Annotated in this window: 21 protein-coding genes; 2 read left to right on the forward strand and 19 right to left on the reverse strand. The window is 28.4% G+C overall.

Annotated elements, in window-relative coordinates; translation table 11 throughout:
* Positions 1–51 precede the first annotated feature (51 nt).
* Positions 52–1,425, reverse strand: coding sequence for a hypothetical protein (locus HF520_RS10800; RefSeq protein WP_168574036.1), 1,374 nt, complete (start codon positions 1,423–1,425; stop codon positions 52–54).
* A 243-nt stretch (positions 1,426–1,668) separates the two neighbouring features.
* Here HF520_RS10800 and HF520_RS10805 point away from each other — a divergent pair, with 243 nt between their 5' ends.
* Together HF520_RS10805 and HF520_RS10810 are read left to right on the forward strand one after the other, a co-directional pair.
* The gene (locus HF520_RS10805) at positions 1,669–2,457 is read left to right on the forward strand and encodes a threonine/serine exporter family protein (RefSeq protein ID WP_168574037.1); all 789 of its coding nucleotides are present in this window, start codon (positions 1,669–1,671) and stop codon (positions 2,455–2,457) included.
* A complete protein-coding gene (locus HF520_RS10810; RefSeq protein WP_168574038.1) occupies positions 2,457–2,957 on the forward strand; it encodes a threonine/serine exporter family protein in 501 nt (166 codons plus the stop codon). The genes HF520_RS10805 and HF520_RS10810 overlap by 1 nt, the downstream gene beginning before the upstream one ends.
* Positions 2,958–3,029: 72 nt before the next feature.
* On the opposite strand, the gene HF520_RS10815 is transcribed toward HF520_RS10810, so the two are convergent.
* The 18 genes from HF520_RS10815 to HF520_RS10900 form a co-directional block, all read right to left on the reverse strand.
* Positions 3,030–3,458 (reverse strand): hypothetical protein, encoded by a 429-nt coding sequence (locus HF520_RS10815; RefSeq protein ID WP_168574039.1) that lies wholly within the window; start codon positions 3,456–3,458, stop codon positions 3,030–3,032.
* A gap of 180 nt (positions 3,459–3,638) precedes the next feature.
* Entirely contained in the window at positions 3,639–4,076 is a 438-nt protein-coding gene (locus HF520_RS10820) for a SoxR reducing system RseC family protein (RefSeq protein WP_168574040.1), read from the reverse strand.
* A gap of 11 nt (positions 4,077–4,087) precedes the next feature.
* Entirely contained in the window at positions 4,088–4,378 is a 291-nt protein-coding gene (locus HF520_RS10825) for a metal-sensitive transcriptional regulator (RefSeq protein ID WP_168574041.1), read from the reverse strand.
* An 83-nt stretch (positions 4,379–4,461) separates the two neighbouring features.
* Positions 4,462–6,177, reverse strand: coding sequence for a bifunctional diguanylate cyclase/phosphohydrolase (locus tag HF520_RS10830; RefSeq protein WP_168574042.1), 1,716 nt, complete (start codon positions 6,175–6,177; stop codon positions 4,462–4,464).
* 81 nt (positions 6,178–6,258) lie between these two features.
* Entirely contained in the window at positions 6,259–6,366 is a 108-nt protein-coding gene (locus tag HF520_RS10835) for a cyclic lactone autoinducer peptide (protein WP_168574043.1), read from the reverse strand.
* A 50-nt stretch (positions 6,367–6,416) separates the two neighbouring features.
* Entirely contained in the window at positions 6,417–7,067 is a 651-nt protein-coding gene (locus HF520_RS10840; protein ID WP_168574044.1) for an accessory gene regulator ArgB-like protein, read from the reverse strand.
* 15 nt (positions 7,068–7,082) lie between these two features.
* Positions 7,083–7,547: a hypothetical protein gene (locus HF520_RS10845; RefSeq protein WP_168574045.1), complete on the reverse strand. Its 465-nt coding sequence runs from the start codon at positions 7,545–7,547 to the stop codon at positions 7,083–7,085.
* A 244-nt stretch (positions 7,548–7,791) separates the two neighbouring features.
* Positions 7,792–9,342, reverse strand: coding sequence for a nitrite/sulfite reductase (locus tag HF520_RS10850; protein WP_168574046.1), 1,551 nt, complete (start codon positions 9,340–9,342; stop codon positions 7,792–7,794).
* Between the two features lie 205 nt (positions 9,343–9,547).
* Positions 9,548–10,117: a hypothetical protein gene (locus HF520_RS10855; protein ID WP_168574047.1), complete on the reverse strand. Its 570-nt coding sequence runs from the start codon at positions 10,115–10,117 to the stop codon at positions 9,548–9,550.
* A 402-nt stretch (positions 10,118–10,519) separates the two neighbouring features.
* The gene (gene aspS, locus HF520_RS10860) at positions 10,520–12,304 is read right to left on the reverse strand and encodes an aspartate--tRNA ligase (protein ID WP_168574048.1); all 1,785 of its coding nucleotides are present in this window, start codon (positions 12,302–12,304) and stop codon (positions 10,520–10,522) included.
* A 354-nt stretch (positions 12,305–12,658) separates the two neighbouring features.
* Positions 12,659–13,921: a histidine--tRNA ligase gene (hisS, locus tag HF520_RS10865; protein ID WP_168574049.1), complete on the reverse strand. Its 1,263-nt coding sequence runs from the start codon at positions 13,919–13,921 to the stop codon at positions 12,659–12,661.
* Positions 13,911–15,383 (reverse strand): coproporphyrinogen dehydrogenase HemZ, encoded by a 1,473-nt coding sequence (gene hemZ / locus HF520_RS10870; protein ID WP_168574050.1) that lies wholly within the window; start codon positions 15,381–15,383, stop codon positions 13,911–13,913. The genes hisS and hemZ overlap by 11 nt, the downstream gene beginning before the upstream one ends.
* 44 nt (positions 15,384–15,427) lie before the next feature.
* Entirely contained in the window at positions 15,428–16,045 is a 618-nt protein-coding gene (locus tag HF520_RS10875) for an MBL fold metallo-hydrolase (RefSeq protein ID WP_168574051.1), read from the reverse strand.
* A gap of 12 nt (positions 16,046–16,057) precedes the next feature.
* Entirely contained in the window at positions 16,058–16,507 is a 450-nt protein-coding gene (dtd, locus tag HF520_RS10880) for a D-aminoacyl-tRNA deacylase (protein ID WP_168574052.1), read from the reverse strand.
* Between the two features lie 11 nt (positions 16,508–16,518).
* Positions 16,519–18,732: a RelA/SpoT family protein gene (locus HF520_RS10885; RefSeq protein WP_168574053.1), complete on the reverse strand. Its 2,214-nt coding sequence runs from the start codon at positions 18,730–18,732 to the stop codon at positions 16,519–16,521.
* Between the two features lie 74 nt (positions 18,733–18,806).
* On the reverse strand, positions 18,807–19,319 hold the full coding sequence (locus HF520_RS10890) for an adenine phosphoribosyltransferase (RefSeq protein WP_168574054.1): 513 nt from the start codon (positions 19,317–19,319) through the stop codon (positions 18,807–18,809).
* Positions 19,320–19,332: 13 nt separating this feature from the next.
* Entirely contained in the window at positions 19,333–21,813 is a 2,481-nt protein-coding gene (gene recJ, locus HF520_RS10895) for a single-stranded-DNA-specific exonuclease RecJ (protein ID WP_168574055.1), read from the reverse strand.
* A gap of 12 nt (positions 21,814–21,825) precedes the next feature.
* Entirely contained in the window at positions 21,826–23,490 is a 1,665-nt protein-coding gene (locus HF520_RS10900; RefSeq protein WP_168574056.1) for an ABC1 kinase family protein, read from the reverse strand.
* Positions 23,491–23,830 lie beyond the last annotated feature (340 nt).

Here is a 23,830-nt window from a genome sequence, read left to right on the forward strand (position 1 = left end):
GTTTTTATCAATATTAATTGAAACTTAGTGTTTTTTTCTAAATTTTATGAATTAAATAATAAGTATCGCCACTAAGGTTGTTGCTACAAATCCAATCATTATAGGTTTAAAGTTTCTCTTTGCTAAGTCTACTGGATTAACCCCACAGATTGCTGCAGCTGATATTAATCCCCAAGGAACTAAACATCCTCCACCAACCCAAATACCTGCGATTTGCCCTAATGCACAAAGTGCTCCAACACTTGCATTTATAGCAGTTCCAAATACAGCTGCAAGAGAACCAGCTAATGATATTCCAGAGAACCCAGATCCATCAAGACCTGTTATTGCTCCAACTACAGTTTGAATACTTGCTACAGCAAATTTATTAAGTGGTACAGTTTGAGATAGAGCTATACCCATATCAGATATTAAACCTTGAGATCCTGTTGGTAAAACTTCACCTAATACACTTGTAAGTGGCCCAACTTCACCCATATAGAAGAATGCTGCTATAGGAATTATTGCTCCAAAAATTTTAATTCCAAAAACGAATCCATCTATAATATTTTTACAAACAGAGTCTAAGCAGTCTTTTTTATGGTTCATAGCATTTATTATTATTATTAAAATAAGGGATGTTCCTCCTAATAACGCTGAAGCATCTCCGCCTTTTAGATTAAAAGCATACATAGCTACTATATCTAACATAAATCCTACCAAAACTAGAAGTGTAGCTATCTTCGCTTTCTTATTAAAAGTTTTTACCTTCACATGTTTAATTTGACTTAATTCTTTTTTAAATACTCCATTTTTTAAATCTTTTCTTAGATAATAAAATGCTGCTCCTATTGTGACTATAGCCATTACCCAATACAAAGGCATACCTTCACTAATAACCTCTGCTGCTTCAATACCTGCTGCACCTCCTGTTATTGCTGGTGCACCTTGAACAACGAAGTCAGTTGATAAAGCTAACCCATGACCAAATAAGTTAAGAGCCATAGCTACTCCTATTGCTGGTAATCCTGCATTCATAGCAACAGGTAAAAATATTGCCCCAACTAATGCTACTGCTGGAGTTGGCCAAAAGAACCATGATAGTAAGCACATAACTATACCGACTACAAAGAATGCTGTTGTTGAGTTTTTTATAACCTTAGAAAAAGGTTTTATCATGTAGTAAATAGCATCATTATCCTCTAGGGCTTTTGATAATGCCACCATTACAGATATTATGATGATTATTGAACCTAATTCATTTAATGAAACAATTAATGCATTGAATATAGCATTTGTAGATTGAGTTATACTCTGAGTATAAAATAAACCCAAACAAAATATTCCTAATATACATGGTACAATCACGTCTTTTTTCATTATCATTATTACCAAGATAGCAAGCATGAAGAATAAATAGATGTAATGAGCTCCTGTTAAAACCATATGCTAAGTCCCCTTTACTTTTAAGATACTAATATTATATGGACTAAGCCTTTCTGTTGTTACTTAAATATATAAATCAAATTTTATATGTTTTTTGTCATTAAAAATCCATAAAAGTGAAAACTATATTAAAATATGATTTTTATTACTTTGTTTATAATTAAATTTTCAATTAAAATACGTATTTTTATTAAATATTTGGTATAATTTTCTTTGCCATATAAGAAATATTGGAGGTGCGAAATGTTTCAAGTAGAAGAACCTGAATATAAAAAAAGTATACTTAGGCTTGCTTTATTTATCGGAGAACTTATGTTATCAAATGGAGCTGAAACTTATAGAGTTGAGGATACAATAAAAAGAGTTTGTAAATCTAGAGGTTTTAACCATATAAACGTGTTTACTTCTCCAACAGTAGTGATTATATCAGATGATAGATTTGATGGTTATAGTTTTATGAAGACTATTAAGCGTAGAGCAATAAATTTAGGAAGAATAGCTCTTATAAACGACTTTTCTCGAGACTTTGTAAAAAATCCAGAAATAACAGTTCAAGAATCTATGGCTAGATTAAAAGAAATAGCTGCATTTGTAGCTTATCCAACTTGGATTAACTACATGTTTACTGGAATAGGGTCTGCATCATTTGCTTATTTAGTAGGAGGAAACTCTGTATTTGATTTTATACTTACATTTTTAGTTTCTATAGTTGCTCAAATTGTTTATGATCAGCTAATAAAAATTAGTTATATACCAAGCTTTTGTTGTTTAGTTTCATCACTTTTAATGGCTGCATCTGGAATTATGCTTACTGAACTTGGCCTTTTAACAACTCCTAAAATGCTTATAGTTGGTTCTATAATGCCTTTACTGCCTGGGGTTCCATTTATTAAAGGTGTTCGTGATTTAATTGCAGGTGATCTTATGTCAGGAGTTGTTAGATTCTTTGATGCGACTATTATATTTATATCTATAGCTGCTGGAGTGGGATTTGTACTTGAATTTTGGTTTAGGATAGGAGGTGCATTATAGTGATTGATTTACCAATTTACTTAAATTTTACCTTTGCTTTTTTAGCAACTGTAGGATTTGCTGTATATTTTAGTGCACCTAGAGTATCTTTAATTCCATCTGGAATAATAGGTGGATTAGGATGGTTATTATATATATTTTTATTTAAGTGGAATGATAATGCCGCAGTATCAACTTTCTTTGCAGCAGGATTTGTTGCATTCCTAGGTGAAGTTTTAGCTAGAAAATTAAAAAATCCTGCTACAGTATTTACTATACCGGGAATACTTCCTTTAGCTCCTGGGGTTGGAATTTATAATACTATGCTTTATATGGTTCAAAAAGAATTTGAACTTGGATTTTCTAAAGGTGTAGACACATTTTCTATAGCTGCAGCAATTGCTCTTGGAATACTTGTAGTAACTTCAATTGTTAATACTTATAATATTCTTAACAAGAGAAGAATTTTAAGAAAACTAAATACTTTAAATGCACCTTTTCATAATAAAAGAGATCAGTAAATTAAAATACCTATCTATAAAGATAATTCCTTTTAGATAGGTATTTTTTTCGTTGCTCTATTATATTTTTTATTACTTTTCTTGTCCTATTTTCTCTAATTCCTTTTCTAAAGCTTCTTTTAATTTTGCTCCTTTTTCTGCAGTTATTACTTTATTATTAACCATGTCATTTATGTCTTCACTAATTCTTTCTTTCATTTCAGATTTTCTTTTTTCCTTATGGTAAGTTTCTATATTTTTAACATCAGTTTCAGTTAAAACACCAGACTCTTGAAGAGTTTTTAAAGTACTTCTAAATCCTCCCTTACCTCTTTTAGGTTCAGCCTGAGCTACACTTTCTTCATTTACTTCACTTACAGTATCAGCCTCTACTGTATTAGAAACTATATTGGAATTACTTGCTAGTGCAGTATTTCTTCCAAAACCTTCCCTAACTATTCCTATACCAAGGACTACAAGAGCAACTAATGATACTACTAAAATTTTACCTTTACTATACATATGTTTATATGCCTCCTTTAAAATTTATTTTCTACTCTTATAGTCCCCCTTAACCTTAATTTAAGCTTAATTTTTTATAAATTTTTATTAATTTCAATTTTATGTTATATAATACTTCTATTGTAAAAAAAGTATCTATGCAAGGTATTATTAATTACCACATAGATACTTTTATTTTTATTATTCTATAATTTTAGTTATTACAGGAATAAATTTTCTACTGTCTCTAAACTTGCTATCATTTTTTTTCAATATAACATAAGAAAGTAACATTAGCATTATGCCTATAATACCACTTATAAGCTCTACAATTATACCTTGAGTACTTATAATCATGTCTAGCATAAAGTAACTTACTATAGTTCCTACTAATAAAAATATTAGAGGAACTGCATAAGCAAGAGCTGTTGCTTTTAATACATTCATATTCTCCATATTAACTTCAACATGGTCTCCTGGTTTTGCTCCTATAGAGTTATCAACTTCAACTAGTATTTCTTTACTTTCTGACGATAATGTTTGGCATTTCCCACATGATGCACAAGCTGAGTGTCTTTGCATTTTTAATTTTGCAGTCTTATTATCTACAATCTCAATTATATACCCCTGTTGGTTCATAACCATCCCCCTTATTTTGTAAACTTATTTATAGTATCCATAAGTTCTTTTATTGTATCTTCTGAAATCTCTATATCGTCATTTTTTAAACTATTTGTAACACAGCCTTTTATATGATTTTCTAATAATATTGATCCAACCTTATTTATGGCTGATCTTATTGCTGATATTTGCACTAATATGTCTACACAATATCTTTCTTCTTCAACCATTTTTTGAATACCCTTAACTTGTCCTTCTATTCTTTTTAACCTTTTTATAAGAGCTTCTCTATCATTAGTTTCTGATAATTTTTTTGTCATTATAATACACTCCTTATTAAGTGATATAATTTATTATACCATATTTTTTATATAAACAAAAAATCTTAAAGTAATATATTACTTTAAGATTCTTGAGTTTTAGATTCTAGCATTTTTATAAATGAATCAACTAATTCTGGGTCAAATGCCCTTCCAGATTCTGCTTTTATATAATTTTTTGCTTCTTCTATAATCATATCATTTATATATTGATTTTTAAATATCATAGAATCATAGCTATCAATTATAGCTAATATTCTAGATAGATATGGTATCTCTTCTCCTTTTAACCCCTCTGGGTATCCTCTTCCATCGTATCTTTCATGGTGATATTTTACCATTGGTATAAATGGTTTTAGACATTCTATTTCACTTATAATTTCTTCACCATATACACAATGATCCTTAAATACTTCAAATTCTTTATCATTTAGATTTTCTTTTTTATTTAATATTTCTTTTGATATATTAAACTTACCTATATCATGTAAGTATGCTCCGATCTGTAAGTCTAACTGTTCTTCATGTGATAAATTCAAATAACGTCCAAAATCTCTAGCTGTAGTAGCAACTCTTTCAACATGACCATAAGTATATTTATCTTTTTCATTTATCATCTTTATAAATATTTTTATATTATTTAATATATCTTTATCTAAATTTTTGTTCTTATATAATTCATCCAATAACATTTGGTAACGTTCAACTCTATTTCTATTAAACGCCTTTGCTTTGTATAACGCTTGATCTGCGGTATTTATAAGTTCGTATTTACTACTTGCTATAGTTGGATAAGTAGAAACTCCTATAGACATAGTCAAGTTTTTATTAGGCTGAAATTCTTGACCTTCAAATTTAGTTTCTTCAATACGTTTTCTTATTCTTTCTCCAACATCTATAGCTTGCTCTATGCTAGTATCTGGAAGAATAACTGCAAACTCTTCCCCTCCATATCTAGCTAGTACATCTCTATTTCTAATGCATGACTTAAGTAAATCAGCAACTTCCATTAGTAATAGATCTCCAGCCGGATGTCCATGTGTATCATTATAATGTTTAAAGTAATCAATATCCATAAATAATAACGAAACTTCTCGATTATTCTCATCAGCACTTTTTATTATATTACTTAAAGAGTCTTGGAAATATCTATGATTATATATACCTGTTAATTCATCCATATTTGCCACTATTTTTAACTCTTTAAAATACTGTCTCTCTATGTCAACATACATACCTAGTACAATCGAGATTATAAGTAATACTGCTGTTAATACTAAATCTCTCTCAAAGTAAAATGCAGAACCAGTTATTATAGAATCATTAAATAATAAATCTATTACAAGTATTATAATCGAGTAACATATAGATATACCTATACTATATCTTTGACCAAATTGTATAGCTCCTATTATTGTTGCTAAAATACTAAGTATTTTGTAGTCACTTTTACTCCAACCTGTACTTCCAATAACTAGTATAAAAATTATAGTTAATGCGAAACTTTCAAAATAGTCTTTTTTCGAATATTTATCATAAACTCTGTCTTTAGTATAATTAGCTGACCAAGATAAATAATAATTCATCATTATCGCTATTATTCCAGTAGTTATTGCAATTGTCATTATATTATCTTTTATACTAAATTGCGTTGTTGCTAATTTAGATAATAAAGATATTAGCGCTAATATGATGTACATTATCTTCAAAAGTATTACTAATTTAAATACATTTTCATACCTTTTATTATCATATTCTTGTCTTTTATTTTGTTCTTGTATTCTTTTTGATTTTTCCATGCATTATCACCTAAATCTATTATAACATTTTAGTCAATAAAAGCCATAAGGAAATAAGCACCTTATGGCCTTTACTTTATATTACTCTTCTCTTAAAGATTTAGGCATTTCTGGTTCAAAGAATATTAATGAGCAGTATGTAGCTGCACCAGATGCTAAATTTGAAATAAAATCAAATAAAAAGTTCATTATTCTACCTCCCCTTAAAAATTTTATATAAATATAAAAATATTTATTAGCTAATTAATTTTAACAAAATCAAAGATTTTTTCAAAAAAGTTAATTAATAAATCTCCTGATTTTGTTATTGCAATTGTTTGTATAACAATTCCCATTACAATTGAAAATGAAGCAAGCTTCATCCAATATATTTGCTTAAAACTATAAACAGTACATAATACTATTATTATAATTGTATATAAAAACATCATTTGAAATGCTTTTTTTCTTAATTTTATTCTTGTACTTTCTTTTTTTAATGGTTTATTTTTAGATGGCACAGGACATTTTTTATAAAAAATAACTGCGCTTACAATCATTATTATAACTTCAAATAAAACCATATTTATATAATCAAAATTTATAGCAATGTATTTGCTTATAAATGATGCTATTACTGATAAAATTAAACCTGATATTACACATCTATTTGGCGAACTAGAATGAACTCCGCCAGAATATCTTTTTAATAATGATGCTGATATAGATATTATCATTATCTCAGTAAAAATTCCCAAAACTATTCCTACTAGAAAAGTTAATACTATTGCAATAGATGTATGTATTAAGAAAAATAATCCATAATTTAAAACGGCTATTTCTTCTTCATTTTTATCAAGCTTATTACCTAGTCTCTTCGCAAGGTTTAAAGAAATTTGCTCTACTCCCAATATTACATTCTCCTTTTAAAAACTTTTCATCATTTTTTTCTTCATAGATTTTATCATCAATACTACTAATAATAATATACCTAAAGATGGTAAAGTAGATAAAGCTCCTTGCACTGTTTGATAGTCAGTTAATATTTTAGTATCTATCATAAGTACATTTTTTGCTATTAGATAATAAATACCTTCGCTAAGTGCTAATGCAATCCATATATTACATGGCGCTATTAATACCTCAGTAAAACTTTTTCCTGATATTTTAAAAAGTATACAACCAAGTATAGACATAGATAATAAGCTATGAACACCAAATGTTATTGGAAGAGTTCTTATTAAAATAACTCCTACTCCATGTAAAATTCCATATTTCATAATCTTTTTTAAATCTACCTTTAGATCTAATAATATAAAACTAGATAACATTAAAACTATACTTTCTGGTATTACTCTTAAGATTGCATATACTAATGAAGTTTTTAACATTTCTACACTTCCTTTTTAAATTTTCCTACTATATTATAACACTTTTTCCTAAATTTGTAATAGTTTGTTACACTTTTATATAGTTTTTTGTAAATAATTCAAATATAAACATAAAAAAATATATATATTTATATTATCTACTAATATATAAAATACTTCTTATCCTTATAATTTAATTTGTTTGCAAAAAATAAGCGATACAAATAATACAACGTATTTGTATCGCTTGATTTTATATTTTTATTTAAACAAAATATTTTCCTACTATATTATCTAAATTTTCTTTTTTAGTAACTAAAAATTCATTATAAGTTAGGCCTAATCTATCTATTTCAACGGCTAAATCATATAGACACTTAGGAATATCTTCTCTACATATATCACCAAGTATTTTACCAAATTCAGTATCTCCATTACCAATCTTACCACCTATATGAAGTTCAAACACTTCCTTAGATACATCATTAACTCTTTTTTTCTTTCCAGCAAATCCAAGAGCTCCAATCTGATGAGTACCACAAGAGTTATTACATCCTGAAATATGTATTGCTGGTAAAATATCTTTATCAAAGTTCATTTCTTTGAAGTAGTCAAGTGTCTCATGTAACAAAGATTGACTTTCTGCTATACCTATTTGACAAGTAGGAACACCTATACATGAAGTACTTTGTTCTAATTTAGTTTCTCCACCTAATTTTTCAGTAACTTCTAATAAAACTTTAGCTTCATTGCCATCTAAATTTCTTATATACATACTTTCATCCATAGCAAGTCTTATATCTATGTCTTTTGAATTTTGTATACTTTCTATGATAATTTTTAGTGTATCTAATTTAAGAATACCTCCAATTGGATGGAAATTTACTGTGTATAATCCTTCTTGTTTTTGTTCTATTAATCTATTATGATTTAGTTCTATCTTAGTTCCAACTTTATTGATTTTACTTTCTTCTACAACTAAATCTAAATCTTCCTTTTCCATAACCTCTGCTAAGTGCTTTTTATAACACTCAATTACAGCTTCTTCACCCATTCTAGCTGTTATATATCTAGTACGAGCTTTATTTTTATTTTCATAATCTCCTTCAGCCATAAATAAGTTTGTCATAGCTTCTACATGATAAAGTACATCCTTTGCTTCTATTAACTGATCGTATGAAATTGCCTTTGCAGCATTTCTACCTAATCCCCCAGTTATATAAACCTTAAAGTAATCTTTACCATCTTTTTTTACTGCTATAAAACCTAAATCTGCTATTTTAGCATTTCCACAGTCTTTTTCATTATTTGAAAAAGATACTTTTAATTTTCTAGGTAATTTATAAGTAGTAATTTTACTCATAAAATGATTATTTACAGCTTGTGCATATGGCGTTACATCAAATTCCTCTTCTTTTTCAACTCCTGATAATGGTGATATTGAAACATTTCTTGGAAAGTTTCCTCCTCCACCTCTTGTATATATACCATTATTTAAGGCTTCTATCATTACATCACAAACCTCATCTATGCTTAATCCATGTAATTGTATAGCTTGACGAGTTGTTGTATGTATACTATCTAAATTCTTTTCTTTAGCTAGTTTATAAACAAATTTTAATTGTTCAACATTCATTATTCCTGATGGTATTCTAAGTCTTATCATGAACTCTTTTCCACCACGATGAGCATAAACACCCATTCCACCAGAAACTCCCTTGAACTCTGCAGTTGATATTTCTTTATTTTCAAATTTGTGTCCAAAATCTCTAAAGTCAGATATTTCATTTAGTAATATATTTTTTAAATTATCCATAATGCACTCCTTTTGTCTAGTATATTTTTGTCTATTTTGTATTTTGTATAATATTATATCATATAAATTTCCATTTTTATGAAATGCACTATAGGATTATATATTTAATCTTTTAATGCTTACCATTATATTTTTATATAATTATTCCTTAGATAATGTCATGAAAACCAGATTAGCTTTGTATAAAATTATATTTTATACAAAGCTAATCTATTGTTAAATTATCCCTTATAATCCAAATTATCAAACTTGTGTATGTTATAAATAATGGACTACTTATATATATTATATATTTTAGTAGAGACTTATATTTAATTGTAACTAACATAAAGATAAAAATTATAATTGTTAACATTATAATTTTTAATTTTCTACATTTAAAATTATCTTCGTTTAAATAATTCTTATTATACAAATGAGATATCATATTAATTCCTATAATACTGGCTCCAGAGTAAAACAATATTAGATATTTATAAAATTCTAAATCTATTATTTCTGATAATAATATTACTACTAAAAATAGAAATGCTGATTTTATTAGATATAAACAAAAACTTTCTTTGCTCTTTATTCCAATTAATATTTTTAAGGAAATTTGACAAGTTAAAAATATTATTGATTGAATTATTCTATTTTCAAATAAGCCTATAATCAATATTATAGCTATATATCCAAGAGCTTCTTTTAAAATTTGCTCATCTTTTATATAAATATTTTGTTTTTTTGCACAAAAAAAAGACATTATTTTTTGAGAGAACATTTTAACCTTCATACCTCCTAGTTCTTTTTCTAATAAAGTAACATCTTTTTTTTTAATAAACAATATTTTGTGCACACTGGTCATTAACTATGTAAAATTGGACATTTTTTATACATATTCTATGATAAATTTTATATTTTTACATATAATTATATTTTACATTTCTTTTATAATTTTATTAACTTTGCTATTTTCAATTTTAAATATTCTCATTATCATTTAAATGATTAATAAAAATCATATTATACATAAAAAAAGGGCCTTTAGAGTGTACGTTATGTTGCTAAATAGCGAAGGCGTAAAAAAAAATAAATTTACTATCCCATTTGCAACACAATTTGATGCATGGGTAGTAAATTTATTTTTCACGACGAGCGCTAGCCACCTAACAAACCCTAAGTTGGCCCTTATTTTTTACTCATGTATATTAACTTCTATACTTAATTCTTCTAATTGAGCATTATCTGCTACTGCTGGAGCATTAGTCATAGGACAAACAGCACTTTGATTTTTAGGGAATGCTATAACATCTTTGATGTTAGTAGTTCCTGTAAGTATCATAGTAAGTCTATCAAGACCGAATGCTATACCTGCATGAGGAGGAGTTCCATATTTGAATGCATCTAATAAGAATCCAAATTTTTCTGTAGATTCTTCTTCATCCATTCCTAGTGCAGCGAACATTTTCTTTTGAACATCAGAATTGAATATTCTAACACTTCCTCCACCTACTTCGTAACCGTTGATTACTATATCGTAAGCTTTAGCTCTTAGAGATGCTTTATCATCTCCATCTAATTTATCTATATCTTCATCCATTGGCGATGTAAATGGATGGTGTTTAGCTATGAATCTTCCTGTTTCTTCATCTTCTTCGAATAATGGGAATTCAGTTACCCATAACATATTGTAAACATTGTTATCTAATAAGTCTAATCTTCTAGCAACTTCTAATCTAACTTGTCCTAAAGCATCGAATACTACACTATCCTTATCAGCTACGAATAGTAATAAGTCTCCTTCTTTAGCATTCATTCTATCAAGTATTTTAGTTAATTCTTCTTCTGAGAAGAACTTAGCTATTGGAGAAGTAACTTCTCTATTAGCTCCAACCTTCATCCAAGCAAGACCTTTAGCCTTATATGTTTTAGCATGGTCTTCTAATTTACCAATTTGTTTCTTAGTAAATTCTTCAGCCTTACCTTCAACATTTATACCTCTAACACTCATTCCTGGCTTAGTAGCATTAGCGAATACTCCAAATCCACAGTTTGCAACTATGTCAGATATGTTAGTTAATTCGTATCCAAATCTAGTATCTGGCTTATCAGAACCGTATCTTTCCATAGCTTCTGCATAAGTCATAACTGGAAGTGGTAACTGTACATCTACATCTAATATTTCTTTGAATATTACTTGTATCATTTTTTCCATTATAGCCATAACATCTTCTTGCTCAACAAATGACATTTCACAGTCTATTTGAGTGAACTCAGGTTGTCTATCAGCTCTTAAGTCTTCATCTCTAAAGCACTTAACTATTTGGAAATATCTATCCATACCACTTACCATTAATAATTGTTTGAATAATTGTGGTGATTGTGGCAATGCATAGAATTTACCTTGGTTAACTCTACTTGGTACTAAGTAGTCTCTAGCACCTTCTGGAGTTGGCTTTATTAAGAAAGGAGTTTCTATTTCAAAGAAGTTATTTGAACTTAAGTAGTTTCTAACTATATTAGCTATTTTACTTCTAGTCATTAATTTTTGTTGCATAGAAGGCTTTCTTAAGTCTAAGTATCTGTATTTTAATCTTAATTCTTCAGAAACATTATCATCATCTTTTATGTAGATTGGAGGAGTTTCTGACTTGTTTAATACTTTTAATTCAGTTGCAACTATTTCTATATCTCCAGTTGGTAAGTTAGGGTTCTTAGAAGATCTTTCACTTACCTTTCCTGTTACTGCTATAACATATTCTGAGCCTAATTTTTCAGCTTTAGCAAAAGCTTCAGCATTAACATCAGTATCGAATATTATTTGGCATAAACCACTTCTATCTCTTAAGTCTACGAATACTAATCCACCTAAGTTTCTCTTCTTTTGTACCCATCCCATAAGTACAACTTCTTCACCTATGTTTGTAGCTCTTAAGTCTCCACAATAGTGAGTTCTCTTTAATCCGTTTAAAGTTTCCATGAGGCCTCCTTTAATTCTTGATATAAGGGGTTTTGAAATTTTGTTTAGTTAGGGCTTCGGTAGTGTGAGTCGCAACTTGACCCATGCAAGGAAAAAACATCCTTGCAAATGGGTGCTGCGTTTGCGATTTCACACCTCACTCGCCTTAGTACTAAAATAACATTCAATAAACCCTAAGTTATATTCTCGTATTTTACGTCGGTAGTATTTTTAGGGTAGCTAGATTTTTTAGCTAGTCCTTATTATATTACTTTCGTTATTACACTTTTTTATTTTTGTTATGTTATATTTTCGTTGTTATGGTTGTTATTTATTTACTTTATTTAGTATAAGGTTTATTTTCAATTTATTCAATTATAATCTGTTTTTTAATTCTCCTACTAATTCACTTAATTTAACTGTAGTTTGCTCTGATGTTTGCATATTTTTAAGTGTTGCACTGTCATTGTTAAGTTCATCATCACCTATTACTATTGTGAATTTAGCATTTATTTTATCTGAGTATTTAAATTGTGCTTTTACACTTCTGTCTAAGTGGTCACTATCTGCACTTATGTGGTTGTATCTTAAGTCTTTTAATAACTTGAAGCTCTTAGTTTTAGCTTCTTCACCTATTGTTACTATATATATATCTGTTGATTGTGGATTTTCTATTTCTATGTTGTTGTTTTCCATAGTTAATAATAATCTTTCAACACCTAAACCAAATCCTATACCGCTACTTCCTTTTGGTCCACCTAGTTGTTCTACTAATCCGTCGTATCTTCCTCCACCACAAACTGTACTTTGAGATCCTATATCATTAGATATTATTTCGAAAGCAGTTTTCTTGTAGTAGTCAAGACCTCTAACTATAGTTTTATCAACTACAAAGTTAACGTCCATTTCTCTTAAGTAACTTTGTAATTTTTCAAAGTGATCCTTACAATCATCACATATATGATCAATCATGAAAGGTATATCTTGTAAATTTTCCTTACAAGTTGGATTTTTACAATCTATAACTCTCATAGGATTTTTATCTTTTCTTTCTAAACAAGTAGCACATAATACATCTGATTTTGCATCTAAGTAAGATTTTAATAATTCATTGTATTTTGCTCTACAAGTTGGACATCCAACAGAGTTTATACTTACTGCTAAGTCTTTAAGTCCTACTTCGTTGAAGAATTGTATAGCTAAAGCTATAACTTCTGCATCTAAAGATGGATTATCACTTCCTACTGCTTCAACACCAAATTGATGGAATTGTCTTTGTCTTCCAGCTTGTGGTCTTTCATATCTGAAGCAAGGTGTTATATAAAACATCTTAGTTGGCTGAGCATCTGAGTATAATTTATTCTCTATAAATGCTCTTATTACACCAGCAGTTCCTTCTGGCTTTAAAGTTATGTCTCTTTCACCCTTATCTTGGAATGAGTACATTTCTTTTTGAACTATATCAGTAGTGTCTCCAACACTTCTTTTGAATAATTCTGTATGTTCGAATATAGGAGTTCTCATTTCCTCATATCCATATAATCCACATACTTCTCTAAATTTGTTTTCTACATAATTCCACTTATATGAATCTTTTGGAGTTATGTCTTTTGTTCCTCTAGGTGCTTTAGTTAGCATTCTTTAAGACCTCCTCTTTTTTTCTCTGTATCATTTCTTCTACTCTATCTATGTATTGTTCAACGTTCTTCACGTTTTCTACTCTTTCAATTCTGTCCTCGTCAACATATACAAACTTAGATATAGAACCAGCCCCTAGTGCATAGTTGCTTTGCTTCTCTTCCATTATTTGCATGTTGTAGATACATTCATATCCTTCTTTAGCATAACCTATATTTTCTAGGTTACCAAGCATTTGCTTTTGACGATACATATAATATGGATTAAGATTCATTTCTTTTGCATATTGCATTGATAAGTCAATCATCTTAACCATTTCTTCATATTGTGTAAGAACATACTCGTCCATATTTTCTTTTAGCTTAGATGCTCTTTTTATAGCTAAAGTATGAACAGTTAAACTTTCAGGCTGAAGTTTTTTAATTTCTTCTAGAGTATTTCTTACCATATCAACATTTTCACCTTCAAGACCTAAGATTAAATCCATATTTATGTTATCAAATCCTATTTCTCTTGCTAAGTTAAATGCTTCTTTTATTTCATTTACACTATGACCTCTACCTATTTTATCTAAAGTTTCTTGATTCATAGTTTGAGGATTTATACTAATTCTAGTAACGTTATTTCTCTTTAAGCATTCTAAAATTTCTCTATTTATAGTATCTGGTCTACCAGCTTCTACTGTAAATTCTTTTATCTTACTTAAATCTAATTCTTTATATAAAGCCTTTATTAGAATGTCCATCTCCTTTGCATCAAGAGTAGTAGGAGTTCCTCCACCTATATATAAAGTTTCTATTTCTTTATTAGTTTCTTCTAATAATTTAGCTAATCCCTTTATCTCAATAATTAATTTATCAAGATATTCTCTCTTTAAATGTCCAAACTGCTTTAAAGGGTTTGCTGGGAATGAACAATAATAACATCTCGTTGGACAAAACGGAATGCTAACATATAGAGAAATTTTATTTTTATCTATCGGATAAATAAACTTTCTTTCTCTCTTTGCAATATTAAGTGCTAAATCTATTTTTTCATCACTAATTAGATAATTAGTCTTTAAGTTTTCTCTTATATCTTCATCACTAAGATTTTTATCAAGTAAAGTGTGAACTATCTTAACAGGTCTTATACCAGTAAGTATTCCCCAAGGAACATAAGAGTTAAATTTCTTCATTAAGACATTATACATGCTCCTTTTAATAGTTTCCTTTGTTACTTTCTTGACTTCTTGTTCAGACAATCCTTCAATACTTCTGTAATCAAGAGAATCATAAATCACCTGATAATTTTCTAAATAAACCGTCTTAGAAAATATCTTATTATTATAATAAACAACGCTATTTTCTAAAGTCATACCAACATCTTTTCTATGTACAAAGTTAAACTTAGTAGTAAATAACTTAATAAGCTCAGCAACTTCGTACTTAAAATCATGACCCTTTAAAATCACATTTAACATAGTTCTTGCTCCTTCAATTCAACTGTCTCTCACGTCCAATAAAACTACCTCATATAAGGATTAGTCAATTTCTCGATTCTAATTGTAGAACTTGGTCCATGTCCTGGATAAATTATTATATCCTCATCTTGATTAGCCAATCTATTAAGAGACTTAGTCATTTGCTTATGATCTCCACCGTAGAAATCAGTTCTTCCTATACTTCCTGCAAATAAAGTATCTCCAGTAAACATATAAGATCCTACTTTTATACACATTCCACCTGGTGTATGACCTGGTGTATGAATAAATGTAAGTCTTAAATCTCCTATTTCTAATCTATCTTTATCCTTAACGTATATGTCTGCATCAAATTCTTGTGGTCCACATGGGAATCTAATACTTAAGTTTTTCTTTCTATCCACTAAAAGTTCTTTTTCATTTTCATGAGCTACTATCTTAGCATTAGTTTTTGCTTTTAAATCCTTAACACTACCTATATGATCGGCATGACCATGAGTTAGTATAATATACTCAACTGTAAGATTTTTATTTTTTACTACTGATAATATATCTATTAAATCTGCTCCTGGATCAATTATTGCACACTTATTAGTTTTCTCATCGCCTAATAAGTATGTATTTTCACCCATAAATCTATCTTCAATTATTTCTATTATCATCTTCAAATCCCCCTAGAAAGTTTTACTTGAATCTAACAACATAGTTACTGGTCCATCATTAGTTAAGTCAACCATCATATGAGATCTGAACTTTCCAGTTCCTACTTTTATACCTTGAGCTCTTGCTTTAGCTACATATTCTTCATATAGCTCATTAGCTGCTTCTGGTTTTGCTGCTGTAGAAAAACTAGGTCTTCTTCCCTTTCTGCAGTCACCATATAAAGTAAATTGAGAAACTACTAATAATTCTCCACCTACATCTTTTAAAGATAAGTTCATTTTACCTTCTTCATCTTCAAAAATTCTTAGATTCAAAGTTTTATCTATCATATAATCAACATCTTCAGATGTATCATCATGAGTAACACCTAATAAAACAAGTAGACCTTGACCTATTTGACCTGTTATCTCGTTATCTACAGTTACCTTAGATGAAGATACTTTTTGCACTACTGCTCTCATATAGCTTCCTCCTAATTGTTAACTCTATATATTTCCTCAACACCTGGAATTGCTTTTATTTTTCTCATTAGTTCATTCAATTCATCTATATTATTAACTTCTATTAATAGGTTTATATTAACAACATCATTCTTGCCTTTTCTAGCATTGATTCCATTTAGTCCTACTTTATCAACAGCCACAGTATGAGTTATATCATTTATTATACCCTTTCTATCAGCTGCCTTAATTTGAACCTCACCTTCAAATTTGCCTTTATCAGAATTAGCCCATGCTACTTCTACTAATCTATTTTTGAATGCTTTCCCTTCTTGTTGAGCATTTAAACAATCTTTTCTATGAATTGCAACTCCTCTTCCTTTAGTTATATATCCTATAATTTCGTCTCCTGGAAGTGGATTACAACACTTAGCAAATCTAATTAATATATTATCTAACCCTTTTACAATTATTCCTTGACAGTTATTTTTCTTTCTTTTCTTTTTATACTCAGCATCACTTAAGTTATGCTTTTTAAATTCTTCTTCTTCCGATTTAGAATTATCCTTTTGTGCTTTCTTAACTTCTTTTATATAATAATCTCTTAATTTTGGAACAACTTGAGATACCATTATTCCACCATAACCAATAGTAGCAATTAAATCTTCTACACTTGGTTGGTTAAATTTTTTAGCAATTTGTAGCATATATTTTTCAAGTGCTGGTTCTCTTAGTGGTAATCCATACTTCTTGTACTCTTTTTCTAAAATCTCAGTACCTCTTTCAATATTTTCTTCTCTTCTTTCCTTTTTAAACCATTGTCTAATTCTACTCTTTGCATTTGGAGTTTTAACAATGTTTAACCAGTCTCTACTTGGACCATTAGAATTCGAAGAAGTTAATATTTCAACTATGTTTCCATTTTGAAGTTTATAATCTATTGGAACTATTCTTCCATCTATCTTAGCACCTACACATTTGTTCCCTACATTTGTATGAACTCTATATGCAAAATCTATTGGTGTAGCACCTGCAGGCATCTCTATTACATCTCCTTTAGGAGTGAATACATAAACCTGACTATTAAATACATCTTCTTTTAAAGCATCTAAGAACTCATGTGGATCTTTTAGGTCTTTTTCCCATTCCATCATTTGTCTTAGCCATTGAAGTTTTTCTTCTACTTTATCTTCTCTTAGATTTGTTTTTCCTTCTTTATATTTCCAGTGGGCAGCAATACCGTACTCTGCTATAGTATGCATTTCCATCGTTCTGATTTGAATTTCTACAGGTTCTCCATTAGGACCTATAACAGTTGTATGCAGAGATTGATACAAGTTAGGCTTAGGCATTGCTATATAATCCTTAAATCTGCCCGGCATTGGCTTCCATAAAGTATGAACCATTCCAAGTACAGCATAACAATCTTTTACAGTATCAACTATTATTCTAACTGCTGTTAAATCAAAAATTTCTTCAAAATCCTTATTCTTGTTATTCATTTTTCTATATATACTATAGAAATGCTTTGGTCTTCCATAAACATCACAGTGTATATTTACTTCTTCAAATTTTTCATTAAGTAATTCTACTATTTGCTCTATATAAGCTTCTCTTTGACTTCTCTTAATTGCCACCTTGTCAACTAAATCATAATAACCATCTGGATCTATATATCTTAATGCTAAATCTTCTAACTCCCACTTAATTTTAGATATCCCTAATCTATGAGCTATTCCTCCATAGATTTCTAAAGTTTCCTTAGCTTTTGATTTAGCTTTTTCTGGAGACATATACTTTAATGTTCTCATATTGTGTAATCTATCAGCTAATTTTATAAGTATAACCCTTATATCTTTAGCCATAGCTAAAAACATTTTTCTTAAGTTTTCTGCTTGTGTTTCTTCTTTTGATTGATATTTTATTTGACCTAGTTTTGTTACTCCATCAACTAAATCTGCAACTTCTTTACTAAATTCTTTTTCTATATCTTCATAAGTATATTCAGTATCTTCTACTACATCATGTAAAAGTCCCGCTGTTATAGTTTCTATATCTAACTCCATTGATGCCAAAATATTCGCTACTGCTATTGGATGTATAAAGTAAGGTTCCCCTGATTTTCTAAATTGCCCTTCATGAGCTTTTTTTCCAAAGTAATAAGCTTTTTCCACTAACTCCACATTTGCAGTTGGAGCATATCCTTTTATCTTTTCTACTAATTCTTGCAGTTGTTTATCGTGCATAATACCACCTATTTTAAGTATGAAATTTAATATATATGAAAATAGTTGGTGATATACCAACTATTGTTAACATCTTAGTATTTTATTAGAGAGTTTATATGGTATTTAGATAAAATTTCTCTACCATTTAAGTCTTCTAATTCTATTAAGAACTGCATTGATACTACTTCTCCACCTAGCTTTTCTATAAGCTTAGCTGCAGCTCCCATAGTTCCACCAGTAGCTAATAAGTCATCTACTATTGCTACTCTTTGTCCTGGCTTTATAGCATCTTTATGTATCTCTAATATGTCTTTACCATATTCTAATCCGTATTCGTAACTTTCAACTTCTGAAGGTAATTTTCCTGGTTTTCTTACAGGAACAAATCCTACTCCTAATCCATAAGCAACTGGTGTCCCCATTAAGAATCCCCTTGCTTCTGGTCCTACTATTACATCTACATTTTTATCTTTTAAATCTTCTATTATTGCATCTATAGAATATTTAAATGCTTCTCCATCTTTTAATAAAGTTGTTATATCTTTAAAACTTATACCTGGAATTGGAAAATCGTCGATTTCTCTTACTACTTTTTTTAAATCCATTTTGGAATACCTCCTAATAGCTCTTTGAATATTCGTCTTTTAAATCCTTTAGATTTTTAAGTATTATACTCTCATCTAGATTTAATTTTTTGTTTGGCTTTTCTAATAAGCTTATAGACATTGTATTATTATCGTAATCTAAATTAAAATCTAATAATGACAATTCTTTAAAAACATTTAATATTGTAAATACTTTTATAGGCATTATATTAAATGTCTTTTTTATGTCTAGCATATCTAGTTCAAAAATTTTATTTACTAGAGCTAATTTATATACTACTATAAACTCATCTCTCTCTGGAATGATGTTATTTATAATGTTCTTCAAATATAATTGGTCTGTTTCATTATAATATTTAATAATATTACAATCTTTATTTTTACTTTCACTTAGATACGAATATTCTTTAGTATTATATAAATAATCATAAAGAACAATATTATTATATCTTTTTACATCTATTTTATCAATATTTGGTGAAAATATAAGTTGTAGTTTAGCTATATTTATAGTATTTTCTCGGTAATTGATATCAAAGTCTTCTTCTAGCAATGATAAATCTGAGATAGCTCTATAAAAACCATTTACTGTATTAGTTATTACTAATGTATCATCCACCAAATAGTCAAATATATTTATATCTTTGCTGCCTTCTATAGTATATTTCCCATTTATATTTGTGCTTATTAGGTTTTTACCATCAGAATTAATAGTATACAAGTTATTCTCATTATTGGGAACTATTTTTGAAAATAATTTTAAAGAAATTTTATCCTTCATGGCATTTTTCGGATGAGACATTCTCATATCTTTAAGTAAAAACTGAACAGTTCTATTACCCATATAATTATTTTCATCTAATTGAAATAATATATCAACTTTATCTCCAGGCTTAAAGTTTTCCTTCAAGTGAGCCATATTAAATCCTATACACTCATAAGTATTTTCGTTATATACATTAAGCTTTAAGTGTTGCTTATTTTTACCCAAAGTAAATATATCATCTAAAACTAAATTTCTCATTATAAATCTAGGACTTGGATTACTAAGACCAAAAGGCTCTAATTTATGAAGCTCATCTACTAAATCTAAACTAACCTTATCTTCAGCTAATTCAAACTCTACATTAATATTTTCTATCATGTCTTCAGAAGTAAGATTATAATCTGCTATCTTATTAACTTCATCCCTTAGTATATCTACCTTATCTGCATCTAATCCTAAACCTGCAGCTTGGTCATGTCCTCCAAATTTATTTAATAAATGTTTACATTTCATAAGAGCATCAAAAATACTAAATCCTTTTATAGATCTTGCTGAACCAGTTGCCTCACCATTTTCTATAGTAAGAAGTATAGTAGGTTTATAATACTTTTCTGTAAGCTTTGATGCAACTATACCAATTATACCATGTTGCCAGCCTTCATTTGCAATTACTAGAACCTTATCATTTTCGTATCTTTCATTTGATTTTATAATTTCTTCAGCTTCATGATACATCTTAGCTTCTATCATTTGTCTTTCATTGTTCTTTTCTTCTAGCATTCTAGCTATTTCACTGGCTTCGTACTGACTCTTAGTTGTAAATAACTGTACTCCTAAGTAAGAATGTCCTAATCTTCCAGAAGCATTTATTCTAGGTCCTATAGCAAAACCTATATGTGATGATCCTATTTTTTCAGTGTCTACACCACATACTTTGATAAGCTCTCTTAATCCTAGATTTTTCCCTTCTTTCATAAGTTTTAAACCATTTTTTACTATTATTCTATTCTCATCTACTAATGGAACAATATCACAAATTGTAGCCAATGTAGCTATTTCTAAATAATCGTACATACTAGTTTTAAATACTTCTTCTGGAGTTAAAGCTTGTATTAACTTAAAGGCAACTCCACATCCACAAAGCATATCAAATGGATAGTTACAATCTTCTTGTTTTGGATTTATAACTGCATATGCATTTGGTATTTCGCTTTGGCATTCATGGTGATCTGTTATTATAACATCTATTCCTAATTCATTTGCTAATTCAACTTCTTTTACAGAAGTAATTCCACAGTCCACACTTATAATTAAGTTACATCCTTGTTCATGAATTTTTCTTATAGCATCTTCATTTATCCCGTATCCTTCTTCTAATCTATTTGGTATATAATAGCTAACAGGATAGTTAATAGAATCAAAATATAAATAAAGTATTGATGTCGAAGATACCCCATCAACGTCATAATCTCCATATATGTATATACTTTCATTATTTTCTATTGCTTTTTGTATTCTTTCTACAGCTTTCTTCATATCCTTCATTAAAAATGGATCTCTCAAATAATCTAAAGAAGGGTTCATGAATATTTCCGCACTTTTTTCGTCTTCAATCCCTCTATTTTTTAATATTTGACTAATTTCCGGAGAAATATTTATTTTTTCACTTAATTCACTTTTATTAACTTTTCCTTTGTGTTTTAATGTCCATTTTTTATTAAATATCAAACTTAATCACCTCTACTTTCGTCTATATTTAGCTTTAAATATCGTTATTACAAGAGTAAGCCCCAATACAAATGATACTAAAAATCCTGCTAAAGCAAGATATCTTATCCATACACTTTGTTCTATATTTGGCGAAGCAATAATTAGAGATGAACCAACTACTAATGAAGCTAGTACTAAACTTAACGATATATTAGTAGTTAAGTCACTTAATTGTTCTTCTAATTTTGGAGCTTTTATGTCATCTATATGAATTTTTATATTATTTTTTTCTATATTTTTAAGTATAACCCTCAATTGTTTCGGTATAGTTTTTAAATCTAAATATATATCTTCTATGGAATCCTTCGAGCTATCAAATAATGCCTTAGGATTCAATCTATTATTATAATAATATCTTATAAACTCCTGTCCTATAGAGTAAACTGTAAAATTAGGGTTTAGTTCTCTAGCTGTTCCTTCTAGAGTTATTACTGTCTTTGCTAAAGTTGTAAGTTCTGTTGGCATAGCAATATTATACTTTCTAAAGAACATGAAAATTTCATTTAATATATCAGATAAACTTATTTTATCTAAAGGAACATCATAGTAATAGTGAAGCAAATATAATAAATCTAATTTAAGAGCATCTTTATCTACTGTTGTTTTTGTTATACCCATATCTTCTAATAAAAAAATAATTTTATCAGCATTTTTCTGCACAGCTGCTAAAACTATATTATTTAATGAGCTAAAAGTCTTTTTATCAACAATTCCTATCATACCAAAGTCAATATATGATATACAATTACTATTTAATACAAAAATATTTCCCGGGTGAGGATCTGCATGAAAAAATCCACATTCAAAAACTTGCTTAAATAGTGCCTTTACTCCAATCTTACTTATATTATCAGTGTCCCATCCAAATTTTTTTATTTTACTTATATCACTAAGCTTTACACCAATTATTTTTTCCATTACTAAAACTTTTTTGGTAGTATACTCACTATAGATCTTTGGTATATAAACTTCTTCACTATCCTTAAAAATCTCATAGAATTTCATGGCATTTATAGCTTCAAAATTATAATCAAGTTCTCTTAATAATTGAACTTTAAACTCTTCTAATATTTTTTCGAAGTTAGTTTCATTCTCTTTAACTATATCATTCAAAATACTAGCTCCACTTTGAAGTATTTCTAAATCCGCCTTTATAGTTCTTTCTATGTTAGGTCTTTGTATTTTTATAATTACATCCTCTCCAGAATATAATTTTGCCTCATACACTTGACCAATAGACGCTGCTGCAATAGGAACTTCATTAAACTCTTTAAATACATCTTCTATATTTAACTTAGTTTCACTAACAAAAATTTCCTTAGCAATATCTGTACTAAACTCTTCTACATTATCTCTAAGTTTACTAAGTTCATCTATAATATCCTGATCAAAAATATCATTTCTAGTACTCAAAATTTGACCAAGTTTAACATATGTAGGACCAAGCTCTTCAAAAGCCTTTCTAATTCTTTCCCCCGTAGTCATATACTGCAACTCTTCATTTGGTTTAGTTATAGGAATTTTATACGCTACATGATCCATATTCAACTTTTCAACAGCAAAACCAAATCCATATTTTATAAGTATATGTAATATTTCCTTATATCGTTTAATGTTCTTATAATTAATCTTCACATTATCACTCCTAATATTGCCCGTACTATATCTATCTATCTATCTATTTAATTAATTAATTAATTAATTATTTATTTATCTATTTATATTATACATTACTTATATACTAGAATAGATAATAATAAACCTTATTTATTCAATAGTTTCTATTATTACCATAATTTAATAAATTTTACAATTATATATGACTAATTGAATGATATATAATTATAAAATTTATTAAACTTAAGATATTCCATTGATAATATAAGCTTTCTTTATTAAACAATTTCTCATAAATTCTATTAGCTAATAGACATAAAAATAAAGTTTAGCTGCAAAACTTAGAAAAAGAAGATTT

The organism is Romboutsia sp. CE17 (genome assembly GCF_012317385.1).
Classification (GTDB): domain Bacteria; phylum Bacillota; class Clostridia; order Peptostreptococcales; family Peptostreptococcaceae; genus Romboutsia_E.

Bases quoted from the DNA above. Each gene is read 5' to 3' on its own strand.
- HF520_RS10845 (WP_168574045.1), bottom strand. From the start codon at position 7,547: ATGTTAAAAACTTCATTAGTATATGCAATCTTAAGAGTAATACCAGAA.
- HF520_RS10805 (WP_168574037.1), top strand. From the start codon at position 1,669: ATGTTTCAAGTAGAAGAACCTGAATATAAAAAAAGTATACTTAGGCTT.
- dtd (WP_168574052.1), bottom strand. From the start codon at position 16,507: ATGAGAGCAGTAGTGCAAAAAGTATCTTCATCTAAGGTAACTGTAGAT.
- HF520_RS10825 (WP_168574041.1), bottom strand. From the start codon at position 4,378: ATGACAAAAAAATTATCAGAAACTAATGATAGAGAAGCTCTTATAAAA.
- HF520_RS10890 (WP_168574054.1), bottom strand. From the start codon at position 19,319: ATGGATTTAAAAAAAGTAGTAAGAGAAATCGACGATTTTCCAATTCCA.
- HF520_RS10820 (WP_168574040.1), bottom strand. From the start codon at position 4,076: ATGAACCAACAGGGGTATATAATTGAGATTGTAGATAATAAGACTGCA.
- hemZ (WP_168574050.1), bottom strand. From the start codon at position 15,383: ATGTTAAATGTGATTTTAAAGGGTCATGATTTTAAGTACGAAGTTGCT.
- HF520_RS10885 (WP_168574053.1), bottom strand. From the start codon at position 18,732: ATGCACGATAAACAACTGCAAGAATTAGTAGAAAAGATAAAAGGATAT.
- HF520_RS10800 (WP_168574036.1), bottom strand. From the start codon at position 1,425: ATGGTTTTAACAGGAGCTCATTACATCTATTTATTCTTCATGCTTGCT.
- HF520_RS10850 (WP_168574046.1), bottom strand. From the start codon at position 9,342: ATGGATAATTTAAAAAATATATTACTAAATGAAATATCTGACTTTAGA.
- HF520_RS10835 (WP_168574043.1), bottom strand. From the start codon at position 6,366: ATGAACTTTTTATTTGATTTTATTTCAAATTTAGCATCTGGTGCAGCT.
- hisS (WP_168574049.1), bottom strand. From the start codon at position 13,921: ATGCTAACTAAAGCACCTAGAGGAACAAAAGACATAACTCCAAAAGAT.
- HF520_RS10855 (WP_168574047.1), bottom strand. From the start codon at position 10,117: ATGAAGGTTAAAATGTTCTCTCAAAAAATAATGTCTTTTTTTTGTGCA.
- HF520_RS10815 (WP_168574039.1), bottom strand. From the start codon at position 3,458: ATGTATAGTAAAGGTAAAATTTTAGTAGTATCATTAGTTGCTCTTGTA.
- HF520_RS10875 (WP_168574051.1), bottom strand. From the start codon at position 16,045: ATGATAATAGAAATAATTGAAGATAGATTTATGGGTGAAAATACATAC.
- HF520_RS10830 (WP_168574042.1), bottom strand. From the start codon at position 6,177: ATGGAAAAATCAAAAAGAATACAAGAACAAAATAAAAGACAAGAATAT.
- aspS (WP_168574048.1), bottom strand. From the start codon at position 12,304: ATGGAAACTTTAAACGGATTAAAGAGAACTCACTATTGTGGAGACTTA.